14 protein-coding genes and 1 pseudogene are annotated in these 20,928 nt (G+C 72.5%); 9 read left to right on the forward strand and 6 right to left on the reverse strand.

Annotated features, from left to right (window positions below):
* Positions 1 to 219 precede the first annotated feature (219 nt).
* Positions 220 to 396: pseudogene (locus tag AB0F62_RS25935) on the forward strand (EamA family transporter); the annotation flags it as partial.
* 6 nt (positions 397 to 402) lie between these two features.
* On the opposite strand, the gene AB0F62_RS25940 reads toward AB0F62_RS25935, so the two are convergent.
* Together AB0F62_RS25940 and AB0F62_RS25945 are read right to left on the reverse strand one after the other, a co-directional pair.
* Positions 403 to 1,041 carry a hypothetical protein gene (locus AB0F62_RS25940; RefSeq protein ID WP_361803743.1) on the reverse strand — a complete coding sequence of 213 codons (639 nt, stop codon included), beginning with the start codon at positions 1,039 to 1,041 and terminating at the stop codon, positions 403 to 405.
* 206 nt (positions 1,042 to 1,247) lie between these two features.
* Positions 1,248 to 2,402: an ROK family transcriptional regulator gene (locus AB0F62_RS25945; protein WP_361803746.1), complete on the reverse strand. Its 1,155-nt coding sequence runs from the start codon at positions 2,400 to 2,402 to the stop codon at positions 1,248 to 1,250.
* A gap of 399 nt (positions 2,403 to 2,801) precedes the next feature.
* On the opposite strand from AB0F62_RS25945, the gene AB0F62_RS25950 reads away from it, so the two are divergent.
* From AB0F62_RS25950 to AB0F62_RS25980, 7 genes are all read left to right on the forward strand, one after another.
* Complete coding sequence (locus AB0F62_RS25950; RefSeq protein ID WP_361803749.1) at positions 2,802 to 4,880, forward strand: CBM35 domain-containing protein; 2,079 nt, start codon at positions 2,802 to 2,804, stop codon at positions 4,878 to 4,880.
* A gap of 68 nt (positions 4,881 to 4,948) precedes the next feature.
* Positions 4,949 to 5,992 (forward strand): sugar ABC transporter permease, encoded by a 1,044-nt coding sequence (locus AB0F62_RS25955; protein ID WP_361803752.1) that lies wholly within the window; start codon positions 4,949 to 4,951, stop codon positions 5,990 to 5,992.
* 12 nt (positions 5,993 to 6,004) lie between these two features.
* Positions 6,005 to 6,931 carry a carbohydrate ABC transporter permease gene (locus AB0F62_RS25960; RefSeq protein WP_361803755.1) on the forward strand — a complete coding sequence of 309 codons (927 nt, stop codon included), beginning with the start codon at positions 6,005 to 6,007 and terminating at the stop codon, positions 6,929 to 6,931.
* A 29-nt stretch (positions 6,932 to 6,960) separates the two neighbouring features.
* Entirely contained in the window at positions 6,961 to 9,384 is a 2,424-nt protein-coding gene (locus AB0F62_RS25965) for a glycoside hydrolase N-terminal domain-containing protein (RefSeq protein WP_361803758.1), read from the forward strand.
* Positions 9,378 to 10,391 (forward strand): acetylxylan esterase, encoded by a 1,014-nt coding sequence (locus tag AB0F62_RS25970; protein WP_361803761.1) that lies wholly within the window; start codon positions 9,378 to 9,380, stop codon positions 10,389 to 10,391. The genes AB0F62_RS25965 and AB0F62_RS25970 overlap by 7 nt, the downstream gene beginning before the upstream one ends.
* Positions 10,388 to 11,737 carry a sugar ABC transporter substrate-binding protein gene (locus AB0F62_RS25975; protein WP_361803764.1) on the forward strand — a complete coding sequence of 450 codons (1,350 nt, stop codon included), beginning with the start codon at positions 10,388 to 10,390 and terminating at the stop codon, positions 11,735 to 11,737. The genes AB0F62_RS25970 and AB0F62_RS25975 overlap by 4 nt, the downstream gene beginning before the upstream one ends.
* Before the next feature lie 86 nt (positions 11,738 to 11,823).
* On the forward strand, positions 11,824 to 14,004 hold the full coding sequence (locus tag AB0F62_RS25980) for an alpha-galactosidase (protein ID WP_361803767.1): 2,181 nt from the start codon (positions 11,824 to 11,826) through the stop codon (positions 14,002 to 14,004).
* Between the two features lie 30 nt (positions 14,005 to 14,034).
* Here the strand turns inward: AB0F62_RS25980 and AB0F62_RS25985 are convergent, their stop codons facing one another.
* A complete protein-coding gene (locus tag AB0F62_RS25985) occupies positions 14,035 to 14,673 on the reverse strand; it encodes a hypothetical protein (protein ID WP_361803770.1) in 639 nt (212 codons plus the stop codon).
* A gap of 39 nt (positions 14,674 to 14,712) precedes the next feature.
* Positions 14,713 to 15,336, reverse strand: coding sequence for a hypothetical protein (locus AB0F62_RS25990; protein WP_361803773.1), 624 nt, complete (start codon positions 15,334 to 15,336; stop codon positions 14,713 to 14,715).
* 163 nt (positions 15,337 to 15,499) lie between these two features.
* On the opposite strand from AB0F62_RS25990, the gene AB0F62_RS25995 reads away from it, so the two are divergent.
* The gene (locus tag AB0F62_RS25995; protein ID WP_361803776.1) at positions 15,500 to 15,655 is read left to right on the forward strand and encodes a S8 family serine peptidase; all 156 of its coding nucleotides are present in this window, start codon (positions 15,500 to 15,502) and stop codon (positions 15,653 to 15,655) included.
* A 179-nt stretch (positions 15,656 to 15,834) separates the two neighbouring features.
* On the opposite strand, the gene AB0F62_RS26000 is transcribed toward AB0F62_RS25995, so the two are convergent.
* Both AB0F62_RS26000 and AB0F62_RS26005 read right to left on the reverse strand, forming a co-directional pair.
* On the reverse strand, positions 15,835 to 16,566 hold the full coding sequence (locus tag AB0F62_RS26000) for a hypothetical protein (RefSeq protein WP_361803779.1): 732 nt from the start codon (positions 16,564 to 16,566) through the stop codon (positions 15,835 to 15,837).
* A gap of 193 nt (positions 16,567 to 16,759) precedes the next feature.
* On the reverse strand, positions 16,760 to 20,527 hold the full coding sequence (locus AB0F62_RS26005) for a S8 family serine peptidase (RefSeq protein WP_361803782.1): 3,768 nt from the start codon (positions 20,525 to 20,527) through the stop codon (positions 16,760 to 16,762).
* Positions 20,528 to 20,928 lie beyond the last annotated feature (401 nt).

Here is a 20,928-nt window from a genome sequence, read left to right on the forward strand (position 1 = left end):
CCGGCTGCGGCAACGAGGTCTCCCGCACCGCGGCATGGATCGCCCGGACCGGCTCGGGGGGCCCCGCACACTCCGTACGGCGACCCCGGGGTGGTGGCGCGCCAGGGCGGCCGGCGGCAGCAGGCTCACCCCGAGCCCGGCGGCCGCGAACCCCTTCGCGGTGGCGCAGTCCTCGCTGTGCACCACGTCCGGGTCGAACCCGGCCGCCGCGCGGGCCTCCTGACGGTGCGCGTCATCGCCGCCGAGGGCCCGACGCATGCGGCAACCGTCGGCTGCCTCCTCCCCGTCGGGTCGGTGCGGCTCGGCGCGCTCGTCCTGGACGAGTCGGTGGGTGCCCGGGTGGTGGCGGGCAAGCCGGTCGGCCTCGTCGGGGTCGGGCTCACGCGGTCGGGCGCCGTCCGGCTACGCCCCTGGCGGCGGCATGTCCAGGCTGCGCGCGAGGGCGGTGGCCACTGCGGGGGCGTGTGCGGGCAGACGCACGGCGGCCCAGCCGGCGGCCGCACGCAGGAATCCGGCCAGGTCCCGCTCGGCGCGGGCGATCCCCGTCCGCAGCACGTCGACGGGAACCTCGAGCACCGGGCTGTCGTCCCGCTGCGCGTCGACGGTCAACCGAACGACGTCACCGTGCCGTTCGGCGAAAGATGAGGGGTCGTGCCCGAACCCCGCGTGACCGGCACCGTCGAGGACGTCCAGCCAATCGCGCCATTCCTCCAGGCCGTTGCAGCAGCCGGGCAGCAACGCCATGTCCCGTGCCGTGTCGGTGACCCGCAGGCCGCCCGGGGCCTGGACGTCCTCCTCGGTCAGCAACCCCCGCAGGAAGTCCTCGACCGGGTCGCCGGGCCGGGCGGGCGGGCACTCGGCGTCCTCGGCGTCCGGCCGCACGTTGTTGTACGCGGCGACGGTCATCACGGCCGTGCCGATCTCGGCCGCCGACAGCGTGCCGTGGAGCGGCATGAAGGTGAACGGCTCTCTCTCGGCCACCGGCCAGAGGGCGAAGCCGTCCCGGGTTCCGATGTCCAGCACGGGCTGTACGACGATCACCGCCCGAGTCTGCACCGCCGCGCCGCCGCGCCGCTCCCCTTTTCCGGCGGTCCGCCGTCCGGTCTGGGGCCGGTCGGGCCGAACGGGGTTGACCCTCGCCCGAGTTCGTCGTGCTCGCCCACCGGGGCACGCCCCGCGGGGGCGGCCTGCGTAATCCGGCTCATGGCGGCGACCGGCCTTCCCGGCGGACGCTCAGACGGGGGGAGTCACTTGGCGGGGGCGAACACCCGCTGGGCGGCGACCGCCGCGCCGCCGCGCGCCCACTCCTCGAAGGGCAGCGGACGCACGACGAGGTCGCAGTCGGCCGCGGCCCCGAAAGCGTGGTCGGCGAAGGTCTGCCGGATCTGGTCGGCGAACAGGTCGTAGGAGGCCACGCCCTCGCCGGAGATGATGATGCGCTCCGGGCCGATGAGGTTGGCGACCGACGCCATGGCCAGGCCCATCACATGTCCGGCGCGGGAGAAGACCGCGCGGACGGCGGCGTTGTCGGCATGGGCGAGCCGCACCGCCTCCTCCATGGTGAGCGCCGGCTCGCCGGTGGCCTGGCGGGCCTGCTCGGTGATGGCGTGGGTGGAGGCCATGGTCTCCACGCAGCCGGTGTTGCCGCAGGTGCAGACGCGGTCGGTGCCGCCGACCGGGAGGTGTCCGACCTCTCCGGACACGCCGTGCGCCCCCGACACCACCCGGCCACCGATGGAGAGCCCGCAGCCGATGCCGGCGCCCACCGTGACCAGGGCGAACGAGGACAGCCCCACCCCGGCGCCGAACCACTGCTCGGCGACGGTCAGCGCGCGCACGTCGTTCTCGATCACCGTGGGGATGCCGGACGCCGACTCGACCAGCTGGGCGAGCGGCACCCGGCGCCAATTGAGGAACGGCGAGAACTGCACCGTGCCGGTCTGTCCGTCCACGTCGCCGGAGATCGTGACGCCGACGCTGTGAACGGCGTCGTCCTCCTCCGCTCCCGCGGCGGCGCGCAGTTGCGTGATGAGCCGGGCGATCGCCAGCACCACGGTCCCGACGTCGCGGGAGTCCAGGGCCGCGCGCCGGGAGGCCAGCGGCCGGGCGGTCAGATCGGTGAGCACGCCGATGAGTTCGTCGCCGGTCACCTTCACGCCGACGAATCGCGCGCGGTCGGCGCGGACGGCCATCGGCGTCGCGGGACGGCCGCTGGCCCGCTCACCGGCCGGTCTGCCGAGTTCCGTGATCCAGCCGTCCGCCAGCAGGGGAGTGGCCGCCTTCGTCACCGCGCCCGCCGACAGCCTCGTGCGCCTGCCGATCTCGGCCCGGGTGAGGGGGCCGTGGGCGAGCAGGGTCTGGAAAACCAGGACGGCGGCGGGGGGCTGGTCGGCGAGGCTCATGCCCCGGACCATACCTTTCCAAGGGAAAGTAAGGAAGGGGCCTACTCATCCCATCTTTCGGTGCATGACATGGCATCTGAGCACGCTTTTCCGGCTCGTTCCGCAACGCAGCAAGGCAGACATCCGATTTTTGCCTCCGATTATGTTGACGCTGGAAGGAAACCCTGGCTACATTCGCCGCACTCCTCGCCCGGAGCGGACGAAGCGCCCCCGGCCGAGGAGCGCGACCGGAGCCTCCCCCCGGTCGCAGCACGCCCGCCCTCGGTGGTGTTCCGGGACGACCGCCACCGAGGGACGCCCTGCCTTTCGTACCCCTGCCCACTCGAAGCGGACGCCGTCGCGCCGGGATGGAGTGCCCCCATGGCTCGTTCAGCTCTACTCGCACGTCTCGGATGGCCCGTGACACGAACCGGCGGCGGCCTGCGCAGGGCTGCCCTGCCCGCGCTCGTCGCCGGCGCGCTCGCGACGGCCCTCGCCGTCCCCGCCGCCGCGTCGCCGGCGGCACCGGCGTCGCCCTCCGGCGCGGCCGGATCCAAGCCCGCTCCGGCGGTGGCCGCCAAGCCCTACATGGGGTGGAGCAGCTGGAGCCTGGAGTCCACCAACTTCCCCGGCTACGGCGGCTCCTGGCTCACCGAGTCGCACGTGCTGCAGCAGGCCGACATCCTGGCCTCGAAGCTGAAGCGGCACGGCTACGAGTACGTCAACGTCGACGCCGGCTGGAACGTCGGCAGCGAGACGAACAAGAGCCTCTCCGACGAGTACGGCCGGCCCGTCGCGGACCCCGTCAAGTTCCCGCACGGGATGAAGTACCTCGGCGACCAACTGCACGCCAAGGGACTGAAGTTCGGCCTCTACCTGGCGGTCGGCCTCTACATCGACACGTACAACGACGGCAAGACCCCGATCCACGGCGCACCCGGCTGCACGACCAAGGACATCGTCTACCCCGACCTCCGCAAGACCAGCGGCTGGGACAACGTCTCCTACCAGCTCAATTTCGCCAGCCCGTGCACCGAGAAGTACATCCAGTCCGTCGCGGACCAGCTGGCCGGCTGGGGGGTGGACTTCCTGAAGATCGACGGTGTCGGCCCCGGCTCCAACCAGGGTGACGCCGCGCACGACAACGTCCCCGACATCAAGACCTGGCACGCCGCGCTGCAGCGGACCGGCCGCCCCATCGAGTTCATCCTGTCCTGGTCGCTCAGCCACGACAAGGTCGACGTCTGGAAGGAGAACTCAAACGGCTGGCGTGTGGACACCGACGTCGAGTGCTACTGCGACACCCTGGTGACCTGGAACAACTCGGTCAAGCAGCGGTGGAACGACGTCGTCCCGTGGATCGACGACGCCGGACCGGGGCACTGGAACAACCTCGACTCCCTCGACGTCGGCGCCGGACCGCTCGACGGCCTCAACGAGGTCGAGCGGCAGAGTTACATGACGCTCTGGGCGATCGAGAGCGCCCCGCTGTACATCGGTGACGACCTCACCAAGCTCGACCCGTACGGGCTGTCCCTGCTGACCAACGACGAGGTCATCGCGGTGGACCAGGCGGGCAACCCCGCCAAGCCGCTCAGCCAGGACACCCCGCAGCAGGTCTGGTACGCCCGCAACGCCGACGGCAGCTACACGGTGGCCCTGTTCAACCTCGGCAAGGGCTACTCCGACGTCACCGCCGACTGGAGCGAGCTGGGCATCGCCGGCAAGCCCGCCGTCCGCGACCTGTGGAGCCGCAAGAACCTCGGCAAGGTGGCCGAAGGGTTCACCGACAACCTGCCCCCGCACGGCTCCCGGCTGCTGCGCGTCACCCCGGCGAACGTGACCGGCAGGCCCGGCGTCCCGCTCGGCGTGCGCGCCACCGCCTCCACGGCCGGCAGCGTCTCGCTCGCCTGGGACGCGGTGAACACCGGCACCGCCACCACCGGTTACGACGTCTACGCGGGCGAGGCCAAGGTCGCCGTGGTCGACGGCACCTCCGCCACCGTCACCGGACTGCAGGCCGGCACCGGCTACTCGTTCACCGTGGTCGCCCACGACGCCAGGGGCCGGCAGTCCGCACCGGGCAACGCCGTCTCCCTGACCACCCCCGCTGCCGGCGGGCCCACCGCCTACGAGGCCGAGGCCTCAGGCAACCCCCGCACCGGCAACGCGAGCGTCGGTGACTGCTCCCGGTGCTCCGGCGGCAAGAAGGTCGGCAACCTGGGCGGCGACGCCTCCGTGACCATCAAGGACGTGACGGCGCCGAAGGACGGCACCTACCTGATGACCCTGGACTTCACCGACGGCTCCTCGGGGCGTACGGCCGTGGTCACCGTCAACGGCACCGCCTTCCAGCTCCCGCTGCACGGCGGCAACGACAACGACTGGGGCCGCCCGCGGTCCGTCACCGTGCCCGTCCACCTGAAGGCCGGCGCCAACACGATCGCCTTCGGCAACCCGTCCGACTACGTGTCCGACGTCGACCGGATCACCGTCTGACCGACGGCCGGCCCGGCAGCGGGACACCGCCCCACCCGTCCGACCCGACACACGCAAAGGAGAGTGCCGTGGTGGTCACATCGCAGGACAACCACACGACGCCGGTGACACCACCGTCCGGCGCAGCCGGCGCGGGGGCCGCCACGGCCTCTTCCACCCCCAAGACCCGCGGACCCCTGAAGGTCCGTGAGAACACCGCGGGCCGCCGCCCTCGGCGCGTGACCGTGACCCGGTCCGCGGCGGCCCGGCGGCGGGACCTGCCGGTCGCGCTGCTGCTGATCCTGCCCGCCGTGGTCGGATTCGCGATCTTCTACGCCTACCCGACCCTGCGCGGCATCTACCTGGGCTTCACCGAGTTCCACGTCCTCACCCCGCCGCGCTGGGCGGGACTCGCCAACTTCCGCGAGATGTTCGGCGACGGGGTCTTCTGGCACTCCCTCCTCGTCACCCTCTGGTTCGTGGTCCTCTCCGTCGTCTTCGGCACCCTGATCTCCCTGGTGACCGCGGTCGTTCTGCACCGCGTCACCGACTCCTCCGCCCTTCGCGGCGTGATGCTGCTGCCGTTCCTGATCTCCAACGTGATCGCCGCACTGGTGTGGCAGTGGATGCTCGACCCGCACCTCGGCGTCATCAACATCGTGCTCGACCACGTCATCGGCCACCCGGTCCTCTTCCTCGGCAGCGGCCCGTGGGCCATCCCCTCGCTCGCCGCGATCAGCGTGTGGAAGTGGATGGGCTACTACGCGCTGCTGATCTTCGCCGGACTCCAGACCATCCCGTCCACCATCTACGAGGCCGGCCGGGTGGACGGCGCGAGCGAGTTCCAGATGTTCCGCCGCCTGACCGTGCCGCTGCTGCGGCCGATCCTCGTGATGGTGGTCGTCCTGACGGTGATCAACGCCTTCCAGGTCTTCGACATCGTCGCCGTCACCACCAAGGGCGGACCCGCCAACGCCTCGAACGTGCTGCAGATGTACATCTACGACAAGGCCTTCCGCCAGTTCGACTTCGGCTACGCGGCGACCATGTCGCTGGCCCTGTTCGTCCTGCTCATCACGGTCACCTTCACCCAGTTGCGGCTCGCCCGGGCCGACGAATCCGACCTGAACTGAAGGAGGCCCCCGATGGCGGCAACCCTCGCGCCCCGCTCGACGACCGAGCGGCGCCCCCGCACCCGCAAGACCACGCCCGGCCGGATCGTGGCCTGGTGCTACCTGGGCCTCGTCTCCCTGATCACCCTGTTCCCCTTCTACTGGATCCTGCGCACCGCGCTGTCCAACAACTACCAGCTGGCCACCAACCCCTCCTCGCCCCTGCCCGTCGGCTTCACCTTCGGTGCCTTCAAGCGGGCGCTGGGCCTGGCCTCCCTCGCCGAGGCCCAGGCCCAGGGGGGTTCGGGCGCCTCCCTCGACATCGCGCTCTACCTGCGCAACTCGGTCATCTACGCGTCGGTGCAGACGGTGCTCATCGTGCTGTTCTCGGCCTGCGCGGCCTACGCCTTCTCACGACTGCACTGGCGCGGCCGCAACCTCGTGTTCGGCATCCTCATCAGCGCGCTGATGGTGCCGAGCGTCTTCACGCTGCTGCCCAACTTCGTCTTCGTCAAGGACGCCGGCCTCACCAACACCTTCGCCGGACTCATCCTGCCCGGCGGGCTGTTCCAGGCGTTCACGGTGTTCTTCCTGCGGCAGTTCATGCTCGGTCTGAGCAGCGAGATCGAGGAGGCCGCGATCATCGACGGCGCGGGACCGCTGCGGATCTTCTACCGCATCATCCTGCCGATGTCGGCGGCGCCGATCGCCACCGTGTCGCTGCTGATGTTCGTCAACGCCTGGAACGACTACATGTGGCCGCTGCTGGTCACCAACGACTCCAGTGTGCAGCCGCTGACGCTCGCGCTCGGCGTGTTCAAGCAGTCCTCGCCGCAGGCCGCCCCCGACTGGGCCGGGCTGATGGCCGCCGCCCTCATCGCGGCACTGCCGATGCTGCTGCTCTTCCTCGCCTTCGGCAAGCGGATCGTCAACTCCATCGGCTTCTCCGGGCTCAAGTGACCGCGCCCGCGCACCTGGACGGCACCCTCATGAACTCCACTGACCTGCTGCTCGGCTGGCCCGCGCCCGCGGCCGACTGGAACGAGGCGGCCCCGGTCGGCAACGGCCGCCTGGGCGCCATGGTCTTCGGCGGCACCCACCGCGCCCGGATCCAGATCAACGACTCCACCGTGTGGTCCGGAACCCCCGGCGGGCCGGCGAAGGCGCTCGCCGACGTCGTGGCCGCCGGCGCCGGCCCGGGCCGGCTCGCGGAGGTCCGCGACGCGCTCCGGGCCGGAGACCCGCACCGCGCCGAGGAACTCCTGATGGCCTTCGAGGGCCCGTACAGCCAGGAGTACCTGCCCTACGCCGACCTGTGGCTCACGGTGTCCGGGGCGCGGGACGCCGTCTATCGGGGCCGGACCCTCAACCTCGACAGCGGGATCGCCGAGGACGCCTTCGAACTGCCCTCGGCGACCTCGGTCCGCCGCCGTACCTGGGCCGACGCCACCTCCGGGACGCTGTGCACCGACCTCGCCACGCACGGCGGCCGCGTCGACCTGCGCCTGGAGCTCACCACCCCCCTCCGGGAGGTCCACCGCAGCGCCGGCCGGGACGGTGTCGTCATCGGCGTGGAGATCCCCGTCGACGGGGCGCCCGCGCACGAACCCGGTGTCGAGGAACCGCTGCGCTACGCGGACGGGCCCGTCGACGGCCACGACCCCTTCGGCGCGCTCGCCCTGCGTGTGGCCACCGACGGCGAGGTGACCGCGGACGGCGACGCCCTCCTGGTCACCGGCGCCACCCGGCTCCTCGCCGTCGTGGCGAGCTCCACCGAGGCCCGCCGCCACTGGCAGGGCCGCACGGAACCGGCCGACCGCGCCGCCCACCTCGACACCGCGGCGGGCGACGCGGCCCGGGCGGCGGAACGCGGCACCGGGGAACTGCTCAAGGCCCACGAGACCGATTTGCGGGCCTTGCTCGGCGGTACCTCCCTGCGCATCGGACCACGCCGCTCGGGCACCTATGACGTGGCCCGCGACATCCTCGGCGGCGACGACGAACTCCTCACCGCCACGGTGATGTTCCAGCTCGGCCGCTACCTCCTGGCCTCCGCCTCCCGCCCGCACGCCGGCCCGCCGGCCAACCTCCAGGGCATCTGGAACGCCGACCTCCGACCGGCCTGGTCGTCCAACTACACGATCAACATCAACACCCAGATGAACTACTGGGGCGCGGAGGCCGCCGGTCTCGGTCCCTGCCACGAGCCGCTGTTCGACCTCCTGGACCGTGTCGCCGCGCACGGCAGGGGCGTTGCCGCGGAGCTGTACGGCGCCCGCGGCTGGGTCGCCCACCACAACACCGACATGTGGGGATGGGCGCTGCCCGTCGGCATGGGCCACGGCGCCGCGTCCTGGGCGATCTGGCAGATGGGCGGCGCCTGGCTGGTCCAGCACCTGTGGGACCACTGGGAGTTCACCCAGGACACCGCCTTCCTGCGCGAGCGCGCCTGGCCCCTGCTGAGCGGCTGCGCGGAGTTCCTGCTCGACTGGCTGGTGGACGACGGCACCGGACACCTCGGCACCCTCCCCTCCACCTCGCCGGAGAACCACTTCCTCACCCCCGACGGCTCCATGGCCTCCCTCACCCGCTCCGCCGCGATGGACACCGCACTCACCCGGGCCGTCCTCGAACGCACCCTGCGGGCCGCGGAGCTGCTCGGCCTCGGCACCCCGCTCAGCGGCCGCATCGCCGACACGCTGCCGCGACTGCACCCGCTCCGGATCGCCGCGGGCGGCTGGCTCCAGGAGTGGGCCGACGACCTCCCCGAGCAGGACCCCCACCACCGCCACCTCTCGCAGTTGGTCGCCGTTCACCCGCTCGGCCAGGTCGACCCGGACACCGCCCCGGAACTCTCGGTCGCCGCCACCGCCCTGCTGGACCGGCGCGGACCCGGCGCGATGGGCTGGTCCTGGGCCTGGAAGATCGCCCTGCGCGCCCGGCTGCGCGACGCCGCCACGGCCCGTACGCTCCTTCTCGAGGCGACCCGCCCGTACGACGGAGACCCGGACACCGACGCGCCCGTCGACGGCTCGGAGTGGGGCGGACTGCTCCCCAACCTCTTCTCCACCCACCCGCCGTTCCAGATCGACGGCAACTACGGCTTCATGGCCGCGCTCACCGAAATGGTGCTGCAGAGCCACAGCGGGGCGATCCACCTGCTGCCCGCGCTGCCCCCGCAATGGCCCGAAGGCGAGGCCACCGACCTGCGTTGCCGCGGCGGCCTGGCGGCCGACTTCGCCTGGCGCGACGGTGCCCTCACCTCCGTGACCCTGCGCCGGCACGCCGGGGACGACGCCGAACCGGTGGCCCTCCGCCACCGCGATCGCGTCGTGCGGGTACGCGTCGCCACCGGCTCTGCCGTCACCCTCGACGCCGACCTCATCACGCGCGAGGAGGCCCCGCCGTGCTGACCGAGAACGACGTGCCCGAACTGTGGGCCTACCGCAGCGCCTATCGCGAGCCCGCCGACTTCGACGCCTTCTGGAAGGACACCCTCGACGCCGCCCGCGCGCACCGGCCGCGGCTGGAGCTCACCGCGGTGGACACCGGCCTGGAGACCGTGGACGTCTACGACGCCGTCTTCCCCGGTTTCGACGGCCACCCGGTCCGCGGCTGGCTCCGCCTGCCGCGCCACCGCGGCGGCCCCCTGCCCGCGGTCGTGCAGTTCCACGGCTACGGCAGCGGACGCGGCGCCCCCATCGAGGACCTGCTGTGGGCCTCCGCCGGCTACGCCCACCTGCTCGTGGACACCCGCGGCCAGGGCGGCGCCTGGGCGGGCGGCGGCGCCACCGCCGACCCGGTCGGCAGCGGGCCCTCGCACCCCGGGTTCCTCACCCGCGGCATCGAGGACAAGGACTCCTACGTCTACCGACGGGTCTTCACCGACGCCGTCAGGGCCGTCGAGGCCCTGCGCACCTCACCGCACGCCGACCCCGACCGCATCGCGGTGACCGGACCCAGCCAGGGCGGCGGCATCGCGCTGGCGGTCGCCGGACTCGTCCCGGGGCTGCGCGCCGCGCACTTCCAGGCGCCGTTCCTGTGCGACGTCCGGCAGGCCACCCGGCTCACCGGCGAGCAGCCGTACGCGGAGCTCATCGGCTATCTCGCCGCCCGCCGGGACCGGGTCGAGCAGACCTTCCGGACCCTCGGCTACTTCGACGGGCTCGCCTTCGCCCGCCGGGCCACCGCGCCCGCCTGGTTCTCCGCCGGGCTGCGCGACGAGGTCTGCCCGCCCGCCACCACCCTCGCCGCCTACCACGCCTACGGAGGGCCCAAGCAGATGCGGCTGTGGGAGTTCAACGGCCACGACGCCGGGGGCCCCGAGGACCTGGCCATCTCCCTGAGCGCCTTCCGCGCGCTCCTCAAGACGTCGTCCCACCACCCTCACCAGGAACCGTCCCGAAAGAAGGAATCATGAGAATTCGCAGAGTCGTCGCGCTGGGGGCCACGCTCACCCTCGCCGCGGTGCTGTCCGCCTGCTCCTCCGGCTCGGACTCCGCGGGCGGTTCGCAGACCGTCAACTGGTGGACCTGGGACGACAAGCAGGCCGCCGCGTACAAGACCTGCGCCGCGGACTTCGAGAAGGCCAACCCCGGCACGACGGTGAAGATCTCGCAGTACAACGTCGACGACTACTTCACCAAGCTGACCGCCGGCTTCGTGGCGGGCAACGCACCGGACGCTTTCCAGAACAGCGTCCAGTTCTTCCAGGCGTACGCGAGCCAGCACCAGCTGCTGGCGATGGACGACTACATCGCCAAGGACAAGTTCGACCTGTCCCGCTTCTCCGTCGGCGTGAGCGCCTGGAAGTTCACCGACGGCAAGCAGTACGCGCTGCCGCTGGACTGGGCCGCGGCCGGCCTCTACTACGACCAGGACGCCCTGACCAAGGCCGGCTACAGCAAGAGCGACGTCGAGTCCGTGACCTGGAACCCCGACGACGGCGGCGAGTTCGGCAAGATGATCGCCCACCTCACGATCGACGAGAAGGGCCGCCGCGGCGACGAGCGCGGCTTCGACAAGGCCCACGTCAAGACCTTCGGCTTCGGCCAGATCGCGGCCAAGGACTTCATCGGCCAGACCTCCTGGAGCCCGTTCGCCTCCAGCACCGGATGGCGGCTCGGTGACAAGGAGAGCTGGCCGACGGTCTTCAACTACGGCGATCCGCGCCTGGTGAAGACGCTCTCGTGGGCTCGCTCCCTGACGGAGAAGGGGTACGCGCCGAAGATCGGCGAGTTCACCTCCAGCGTCAGCGACGTCGACCTGCTCTCCTCCCACAAGGTGGCCATGGAGCTGGGCGGTTCCTGGTCCGCCTCCACCTTCGCCAAGATCCCCGGTGTCAAGACCGGCATCGCGGCGCCCCCGTACGGCCCCGACGGCAAGACCCGGGCCGTGATGAGCAACTCCAACGGCAACAACATCTGGGCGGGCACCAAGAACCCCGAGCTGGCCTGGAAGTGGGTCTCCTACATGGGCTCCGAGGACTGCCAGACCAAGGCCTCGCGCACGGGCACGTTCTTCCCGTCCATCCCCGCCTCCATGGAGGCCTCGGCGAAGGCGCTGTCCGCCGACGGCGTCGACCTGACGGTCTTCACGGACATGCTGAAGAACAAGGTCCTCTACCCGTCCCCGGTCTACGGCAACGGAGCCGCCGTCCAGGACGCGCTGAACCCGCTCTTCGAGGGGTACTTCGCCGGCCAGAAGGACGACTCCGTCTTCGCGGACATGCAGAACCAGAGCAAGACCCTGCTCGCGAAGAACTGAGCCACCGACAGCGAACCGAGCCCTCGCCGCCGGAGCGGCCCCCGACCGGGGCCGCTCCGGCGGCGGGGCACATCGAAAGGACTTCCATGGCCGACACCACCGCGCGGGTCGTCTCGTTGCGCGCGGCCGGCACCGCGTTCGTCGTGGAGCTCACCGAACCGGTGCCCCGGGTCCTCCACTGGGGGGCCGACCTCGGCCCGCTGTCCGACGACGACCTGGCCGCCCTCGTCCTGACCGCCGAGCCCGCGGTGCTCAACAACTCCATCGACGTGCCGCGCCGGTTCACCGTCTGGCCCACCGAGGCGGACGGCTGGGCCGGCACCCCCGCGCACCACGGGCACCTCGACGGTGCCGCCGCCGCCCCGCGCCCGGTCACGACCGGCACCGCGTTCCGCGGCGACGCCGAGGGCGGTGAACTGGCCGTCTTCCTCACCGACGCCGCCGCGGGCCTCGACATCACGATCACCTACCGGCTGGAGCCCTCCGGTGTGCTCGCCGTCCACAGCGAGATCACCCGGCAGCCGACGGCGGACCCGGCCCCGTACGACCTCGCGCAGGTCACCGCCCTGCTCCCGCTGCCCCGGCGGGCGGGCGAGATCCTCGACTTCACCGGCAAGTGGAGCCGTGAACGCTCCCCGCAACGCCGGCCCCTCGCCCACGGCACCTACGCCCGCGACGTCCGGCGCGGCAAGCCCGGTCTGGACTCGCCGTACCTCGTCGCCGTCGGCGTACCCGGCTTTGGCTTCCGTGAGGGCGAGGTGTGGGGCCTGCACGTCGCCTGGAGCGGCGACCAGCGGTACCTCGTGGAGCAACTGCCCGAGGGCGCAGGTGTCCACGCCTCCGTACTCGGCGGCGGCGAGCTGCTGCGCGCGGGCGAGGTCCGGCTCGCACCCGGTGACACCCACCGCACCCCGGTCTGCCACTACGCGTGGTCCGGCGCCGGCCTCGACGGGCTCGCCGACCGCTTCCACACCCTGCTGCGGGACCGCCCCGCCCACCCGCGCCGCCCGCGCCCGGTCATCCTCAACAGCTGGGAGGCGGTGTACTTCGACCACGACCCGGACCGCCTGCTGCGGCTCGCCGACCGCGCCGCCGAGGTCGGCGTGGAGCGCTTCGTCCTGGACGACGGATGGTTCCGCGGCCGCCGCTCCGACCGGGCGGGGCTCGGCGACTGGACGGTCGATCCGCTGGTGTGGCCCGCCGGGCTGGCGCCGCTCGCCGACCATGTGCGCTCCCTGGGCATGGAGTTCGGCCTGTGGGTCGAGCCCGAGATGGTCAACCTCGACTCGGAGCTCGCCCGCGAGCACCCGGACTGGGTTCTCGCCCCCGCGGGCGGCGTCGGCCCCTCCGCCCGCCACCAGCACGTCCTCGACCTCTCCCACCCCGGCGTCGGCGCGTATCTGCTGGGAGCCCTGGACGCGCTCGTCAAGGAGTACGGCATCGCGTACCTCAAGTGGGACCACAACCGCGAGGTGCACGAGGCCGTGAGCGGCCCGGCGGACCGCCCGGCGGCGCGCGCCCAGGTCGAGGCGCTCTACCGCCTGCTGGACTCCCTCAAGGAGCGCCACCCCGCCCTGGAGATCGAGAGCTGCGCCAGCGGCGGCGGCCGGGTCGACCTCGGCATCCTCGCCAGGACCGACCGGGTCTGGGCCTCCGACTGCAACGACCCGGTGGAGCGGCAGTCCATCCAGCGGTGGACGGGTCAGCTGCTCCCGCCGGAACTCGTCGGCGCCCATGTGGGTCCCACGCCCAGTCACACCACCGCACGGGTCAGCCCGGACAGCTTCCGCCTGGCCACCGCGCTCTTCGGACACCCCGGCATCGAGCAGGACATCACCCGCTGCACCCCGGAGGAACTGGCCCGGCTCACCGCCTGGACGGCCCTGTACCGGGAGCTGCGCCCACTGCTGCACGGCGGGCGCACCGTCCGCGCCGACCTCCCCGGCGACGCGACCCTGCTGCACGGCGTCGTCGCCCACGACGGCACGGCCGCGCTGTACTGCTGGGCCCGGGTGGCGACCTCCCCGGAGGGCCAGCCGGGCCGGGTGCCCTTCCCCGGGTTGGAGCCCGGCCTCCGCTACCGGGTACGCGTCCGCACCGAGCTCGGGCTGCCGTCCTTCCACCAGACGAGCGGTCCCGCCTGGCTCACCGAGGCGATCGACGGCCGGCTCACCCTCCCCGGCATGGTGCTGGCCACCGCCGGTGTGCCGATGCCGCAGCTCAACCCCGAACAGGCCCTCCTGATCGAGGTGCGCCAGGCCGACTGACCCGTCCGTGCCCCGGTTCCGTGGGCCGGCCTACAGCGTTCCTGCATCGGGCCAGTGCGACCAATGGGTGTTGGGAGGAAGCGTCGGCCGGTAGCGGGACGGGTCCCCGGAGTCCAGGACCTCGGCCATCATCCGGAACGCCTCGCATCCTCCGGGAGTGACGTCTCCGAGGTCCTCCGGCTGGTGCCATTCGTCCAGCCGCAGCAGCACCGGCAGGTCGGCGGGGACACCGGCGCGCAGTTCGGCGCCGTCGGCCAGGAAGAGCACGCGGTGCGCGGGCACCAGCCGGCGGAACACCTCCTCCAGCGGTGTTCCGCCGGGGTCGGCGACAGGAAGGGCCTGTCCGCGGACCACCACCGGAACCCCTCCGGCGTAGACCTCGTCGTCGCCGAGGACGATCTCCCCCATGTTGTCCACCCGGTCGAGGAATTCGCCGAACCCCGGTTCGCCATGGGTCAGGCAGTTGCCGAACCGGTGCACGACGTCGATGAGGTTGCCGACGCGAGGGCAGTACCCCAGCAGTTCGGCCACCATCGCCCAGCGAGTCGAGTCACCGAACAGGTGGATCCGGGTGTCGACCGGGTAGTAGTAGCCGTTCAGCAGGTCGGGGAAGGTGGCCTGATCCGCGCACAGGTCGAACTGCCCGAGAATGGACGAGGTGGTCTTCACCCGGTACACCGTAGGGCCGGGAACCGACGGACGGGCCCGCTACTCCTCCTCGGCGTCCACCGGCGCCTGACGGCCCAGCCAGTACAGGGCGGTGTCGACGTCGCGGGCGGTCCAGCCGTCCGCGCCGGGGCCGGAACGGACGAGGAGGTCGTCGAGGAGGTCCATGTACCGCCCGTAGCGCCCGGGGGCCGCGGAGAGCTGGTAGCCCAGTTGCTCGAGGCCGAACTGGGCCCGCCGGTCGTAGACGGCCATCCGGTCCGGGGCGGCGGCCGTGAGGAGCGCCGAGGCCAGCGCGTCGCCGTGGCGGCAACCGGGCAGGGGGAGCAGGGCCCTGCGGCCCTCGCGGGCGGCCGCGCCGCGCGGTGCATCCGTGTCGCGGACCGCGCGCACCGCCCCGGCCGTGACGGCCCGGACCTCCGTGTCGGGCAGGTTCATCAGCTCGACGACCCACGCGGTGCTCGCCTGCAGGCGCTTCCACACCACCAGCGCGGCGATGTCGGCCTTGCCGAGACTGCCGTGCTCCCGGGCGCGCTCCGCGATCTCCGTCAGCACCTCGTCGTACGCGGCCGGTACGGCGGCGCGGTAGGCGTCGCGCGCGGCGGACAGGGTGGACCAGACTCCGTCGGGGAGCGGGGTGAGGGCGGCGGTCGCGGATGCAGTCATGCCCCGATGGTGGCCCGCCACGGTCCGCTCCGTGTGCACTTGACCGCTTGTGATCGGATCCGGTGCGATGTGCCGTCAGGAAGGATCAGATCCAGCCACGCGCACCCGCTTCCACACCGGCCTGGAAACGGGTCTTCGCGTCGAGGCGGCCCCTGGCGTCGGCATGCTCGCGGCCGTCGCGCCCGCCTCCAACTTCGGCCACGACTACGACTTCATGACCGGCACGTCGATGGCGACCCCGCACATCGCCGGTCCCGCGGCGCTCTACCTGGCCGAGCACCCCACCTGGTCCCGGCCTCTGCGCGCAGGGCGCCGGTGAGGTGCGGCCGACCGGGATGTTCGAGCCGGGCCGGCCCCGCGCAACGGTACCGGCCCCCTCGTCACGAGGGAGGAGCCGGCACCGGTCCGTTCCGGGCGCCGTCCGGTTCGGGTACGTACTGGGCGTACGACCCCCGGCCCCGAGGGCCCGCCCGGCAGGCCCTTCGATCTCAGGGGCGGTCACGTGGTGGACGGAACGGCGCCGCCGTCGAGTTCGCCGCGGAGCCCTGCCCGGGCGAAGGCCACCGCGGAGGCCAGCAGCGCCAGCGCCAGCGGCCCCCAGACCGCCGGGATCGACCACATCGGCCAGTCGTTGGCCGACTGCACCCAGAGCGTCACGATCGCCGTGACGCCCATGGCGACGCCGTGCCACCGCACGGCCTTCGCGGCGTTCGCGTGACGCGGCCCCGGCGCGAAGAGCGACCACAGCGCCCCGACGAGCCCCACCAGGCCGAACGAGAGGCCGGCGAGCGCGCCGCCGAGGCGGTCCTCGGGCCACTCCAGAGGCCCGTCGCTCGTCTCCTGCCACGTCCCCGCGGCGTTCCGCACCTCGACGACCTGCCCCCGCCAGATCAGGCCGACGACCTTGTCGCCCGGCTCCAACTGCGACAGCACGGGACCGGGCCAACGGAAGGTCAGATGCCACGGCTTGCCGGACGGCAGCGACAACTCTGCCTCGGGCGACTCCCGCTCGCCGCTGTGCGTGTCCACCGACCGCACGGTGAACGACTGCTCCCACCGGCAGTCCGACACCTCGACGGGTACGGAGACGCACGGCGGCGCCGCACGGAACTCCCGCTCCCGCTCTAGCGCACCGCGCGTCAGGAAGACCATCGCCACCCCTATGGCCAGCGCCGCCACGGCGATCAGCAGCCATATCCCGGCCCGTGACCTCTGTTCCGCCGATCCCACCGCGTCTCCTCACCCCCGTGCGCCCCCGCGACGACCATCCGATCATGTCGTGCCGAGGGCCGCCCAGGCCCGCGGCCGGCAGCGTGGGACGCGCCGGCTTGCCGGATCAAGGCAAGGAGGGGACACCGGTGGAACGGCGACGCGGCCGGCCCCTCCGTGCGGAGGGACCGGCCGCGCTTGGTGCGGAGGCGGATCAGGACAGACCGGTCGCCCGGATCACCGTCTGCGTCACCGTGTTGCCGCGCTTGTCGGAGGCACGCACGCGCAGCGACAGGAACTCGGCCCGCCGCGGCGCGTCCAGACGGACCCGGGCGGCGCCGTCGTCCGCGCCGCGCAGCGCGAGCTTGTGCCACGTCCGGCCGTCGTCGTACGAGACCTCGACCGCGTCCGTGCCGGCCCGCCCGGCCGAGGAACCCCGCAACGGGGACGCGCCGACCGTGAGTTCGGCGTCGCGTCGCGCGGCACCGCCCGCGTCGGTGCGGATCCCGTAGTCGAGCTGCAGGAGCGGCAGCACCTGCGGGTCGTCCGAACGCGGGGTCCCGGAGGTGAAGCCCCACTCGGTGCGGGTCGCGGTGGAGTACGGGTACCCCTCCGTCCGCTCGGTGGACGTCACCAGCCGGTACCGGCCCGAGGCCGCCGGGACGTCCCCGCCCAGCCAGCCGCCCTCGGTGCGGGTGACCAGATCGCCGCCCCGGTACAGCTCGTTCACCTGGGAGGTGGTGCCCGGGCCGACCACACCCGCGTGGTCGCGGCCGCCGTCGCCCCAGGCCGGGATGGTCACGTCGAGGACGTCACCGCTGCGCTGGGGCAGCCACTGGCTCTCGTTCATCCGCGGGTGCTCGACGGGCCCGAACCACTGGACGTCGGTGGTGCGCCCCGCCGGGTAGTCGACCAGCCCGGAGAACTGGATGGATCGGATGCCGTTGGCGGCCTCCTCCATCCAGGTCGCCTCACCGGCCGGGGTGACCCAGTCGGTGCGCTCGGCGCCCGCCGTCGACAGCCGGGTGCCGCCGACCTTGACCCCGAGGTAGGGCTGGATGTCGTAGCGGAACTCGTCGACCGCCGTGCCGGATTCGTTGCGGAAGCCGACGTCGACGCGGGCGAGGCGGTGTTCGGCGGGCGCGTAGGTCTGCGTCTGCGGGATCGTGCCGTGCCAGGTGTGCACCAGGTCGTACAGGTAGTCCGTCTCGGCGTGGCCGACGACACGCATCGGCACCGAGCCGGTACGGCTGGCCTGGATGCGGCCGATCAGGGTCTCGCCCTCGGTGCGGGAGACGCCCGCGATGACCAGGTCGGTGCGGCGGACGGGCTCCCGCAGCCGGCCGTTCTGGTCGTTCACCACGACCAGCAGCGCGACGCCGGCCTTCTGCGCGGCGGTGAACTGGTCGTCGGCCGCCGCCGCGGCGACCCGGTCGTCGTCGTCCGCCACGAAGCGGACCACCGCCACCTTGCCCTTGGCGCCGGCGGCGGCGTACTCCGCCGCGGTGCCGTTGCCCGCGAAGACGGCGGGCAGGGTCTTGGTGCCCTCGGCCGGGCGGCCGGAACCGGGCTGGAGCCACAGGTCGTCGAAGACCTGGTCGCCGGAGGACAGCGCCAGCAGCGGCTGCTGCATGCGCCAGCGCACCGTGTACGCCAGGTCGCCACCGGACGCCTTCGGCATGGGCAGCGCCCACACGCTGTCGAAGCCGTCGCCGACGGTCGCGGTGTCCGTGATGGCCGGGGAGCCGTCCTTGAAGGACTGGGAGAAGTCCATGCGGATGTCGCTGTCCGTGGACGTCTTCGGCGTCACGACCCGGGTCCTGCGCAGCTTCGTCCCGTCCAGCGTGGTGTCGGTGTCGGCGTCCGCGACCACGACGCCGGTGCGGGCCAGCAGCGCCCGCCCGAAGGAGGACTCGCCGTGGACGCCGCGGACGGCGCCCCAGGTCCACACGGTGTACGTGCCCGGCGGGACGACGGTGTCGAGCACGCCGTCGAGGTCGGTGTAGAGGGACTGTGCGAACTCGTCGCCCTTGCGCTGGTACATCACCATGCCGACCATCGGGTCGCCGGCCCGGTCGGTGACGTGGACGCGCAGGTGGTGGTACTCGTCCCGGGTGCTGACCGCGAGCAGGGTGCGGGTGACGGCCTTGCCGCCGACGACGCCCTCGACGTGCCCGGTGAAGCGGGAGCCCGCGGGGGCCTTGTCGAGCGTGGTGGTCACGGTCGTGGAGGCGGTGCCGTGGGCGGGCACGGTGAGCGGGGCGTCCGCCACGGTGAACAGGCCCTCGGGAGCGCCCGGTGCGTCCACCCGCGGGGTCACGGTGACGGCGGTGTCAGCGGAGTTGGCCCACTCCACGGTCCGGGTCACGGTACCGCCGGAAGCGCCGCCCGGGGGGTGGATGCCGGCGTCGGCCTTGGCGGAGGCCACGAGCGTGCTGCTGGTGGCGGCCACCGCGTCCACGCGTCCGTTGCCGCCCGAGTCCGCGGGGATGTCCGGGGTCGCGACGGACGTGGAGACCAGGGCGTCCTTGATCCGGGCCCCGTCCCAGTCCGGGTGCTCCGCCGCCACCAGGGCGGCGACGCCCGCGACGTGCGGGGTGGCCATCGAGGTGCCGCTGAGGGTGGCGTACGAGCCGGTCCCGAAGGGCGCCCACTGCGAGCGGGCCGCCAGGATGTCGACGCCGGGGGCGGTGATCTCCGGCTTCATCGCGTCGTCCCGGAAGCGGGGGCCGCGGCTGGAGAAGTCGGCGATGGCGTCGGAGGAGTCGACGGCGCCGACGGTGAGCGCGGCGTCCGCGGCGCCGGCCGCGGCCACGGTGCCCTCGTACGGGCCGGAGTTGCCGGCGGCGATGGTGAACAACGCGCCCGTCTCGGCGCTGAGTTCGTTGACCGCCTGGCTCATCGGGTCGGTGCCGTCGGTGGGCTGGTCGCTGCCGAGGCTCATGCTGACCACGCGGGCCTTGGCGTCGCGGGCGGCCCACTCCATGCCGCTGATGATCCAGGAGTCGGAACCGCTGCCCGCGTTGCTGAGGACCTTGCCGACGTGCAGCCGCACGCCGGGGGCGACGCCCTTCTCCTTGCCGCCGGACGCGGCGCCGTTGCCCGCGATGGTCGACGCCACGTGCGTGCCGTGGCCGTGGTGGTCGTCGACCTCCTCGCCGGGCACGAAGCTGCGGGAGTCGGTGACGATGCCGTCGAGGTCGGGGTGGCCGGTGTCGTAACCGGTGTCGAGGACGGCGACGTCCACGTCCTTGCCGGTGTTGCCGCCCTTCCACACCTCGGGGGCGCCGATCTGCGCGACGCTGTCCGCCAGGTCGGCCTTGACCTTGCCGTCGAGCCACACCTTGCGTATGCCGCCGCTCAGCGCGAGGCCGCTCGCCTTGGCCCTCGCGGCCGTCTGCGGGGCGGCCTGGCGGGTCAGGTCGGCCCAGAACTCCGCCGCCTGGTCGTGGTCCTGGGTGGTGGCGGTGCTGTCGATGCTGGTCAGTGCCCGTGCGCCGGTGGCCCCCTCGGGGAGGGACGGCGCCGCGAGCTTCCGCCGGGCGTCGGAGGAGTAGGTCAGGATGACGGGCAGGCCCTTGGACCGGTCGTCGTCGTAGCCGTCGGCTATGAGCCGCGTGACGTTGAAGAGGTCGGTGTCGAGCAGCCCTGCCGCCACGTACCGCTCGGCGGCGAACGGGTAGACGTAGGTGTCGCCGTCCCGCGTGGTGATGCGGGCGTCCGCGCGGTGGCCGCCGGGGCCCTGCACGGTGACGGAGGAGCGGCCGTCGCCGCCCGGCGTGACCGTGACCCGGTCGCCGGTGATGAGGGTGACGGTGCGCGGGGTGGAGCCCGAGTGGGCCCGGCCGGTCACGACCACGCTGTCCGTCGAGGAGGAGGTGGTGGCGTGGTCACTGGCAGACGCCGGTGGGATCGCCATCAGCATTGCCGCGACACCCGCGACGATCGGCAGGCCGGTTCGGCCCGGGAAGAGCGGTCTCACAGGGGATCCTTCACGTTAGATCCATCCAATGTCCGCCGCATGCTAGCGAGTTAAACGTTTCAACGGGTGGGGAAACAGGGGTCGAACGGTGGCGTCTTTCTGCCGCTTGTCGCGATCACGCCAGCGCGAGGATCGCGCGTGACCGGTTCGCCGCCACTGTCGCCGTCTTCGCCGGCGCGGTCGGCCGGTGCCGCCCTTCCGTCGGCTCGTGGAGGTCGGCGTGCGAGGGGCGGCGACCGCGTGCGCGAAGCCACGGACGGCCCAACGAGCGGATCGGCCGAAGGTCGCCGCCCTCGCGCGTAGTTACGATTTTCCCGAAATGACCGGATCGGCTGGATTGTGAGCCGCGGTCACTGCCCTCCGATCACCGGGAGCACACTTGTTCGCACTTTCCTTGTCTC

It is taken from the genome of Streptomyces sp. NPDC026673, assembly GCF_040638135.1.
Taxonomy (GTDB): domain Bacteria; phylum Actinomycetota; class Actinomycetes; order Streptomycetales; family Streptomycetaceae; genus Actinacidiphila.

Excerpts from the sequence above, each read along its gene's own strand:
- AB0F62_RS25945 (WP_361803746.1), bottom strand. The coding sequence starts at position 2,402 with ATGAGCCTCGCCGACCAGCCCCCCGCCGCCGTCCTGGTTTTCCAGACC.
- AB0F62_RS25960 (WP_361803755.1), top strand. The coding sequence starts at position 6,005 with ATGGCGGCAACCCTCGCGCCCCGCTCGACGACCGAGCGGCGCCCCCGC.
- AB0F62_RS25965 (WP_361803758.1), top strand. The coding sequence starts at position 6,961 with ATGAACTCCACTGACCTGCTGCTCGGCTGGCCCGCGCCCGCGGCCGAC.
- AB0F62_RS25975 (WP_361803764.1), top strand. The coding sequence starts at position 10,388 with ATGAGAATTCGCAGAGTCGTCGCGCTGGGGGCCACGCTCACCCTCGCC.
- AB0F62_RS25980 (WP_361803767.1), top strand. The coding sequence starts at position 11,824 with ATGGCCGACACCACCGCGCGGGTCGTCTCGTTGCGCGCGGCCGGCACC.
- AB0F62_RS25990 (WP_361803773.1), bottom strand. The coding sequence starts at position 15,336 with ATGACTGCATCCGCGACCGCCGCCCTCACCCCGCTCCCCGACGGAGTC.
- AB0F62_RS25995 (WP_361803776.1), top strand. The coding sequence starts at position 15,500 with ATGCTCGCGGCCGTCGCGCCCGCCTCCAACTTCGGCCACGACTACGAC.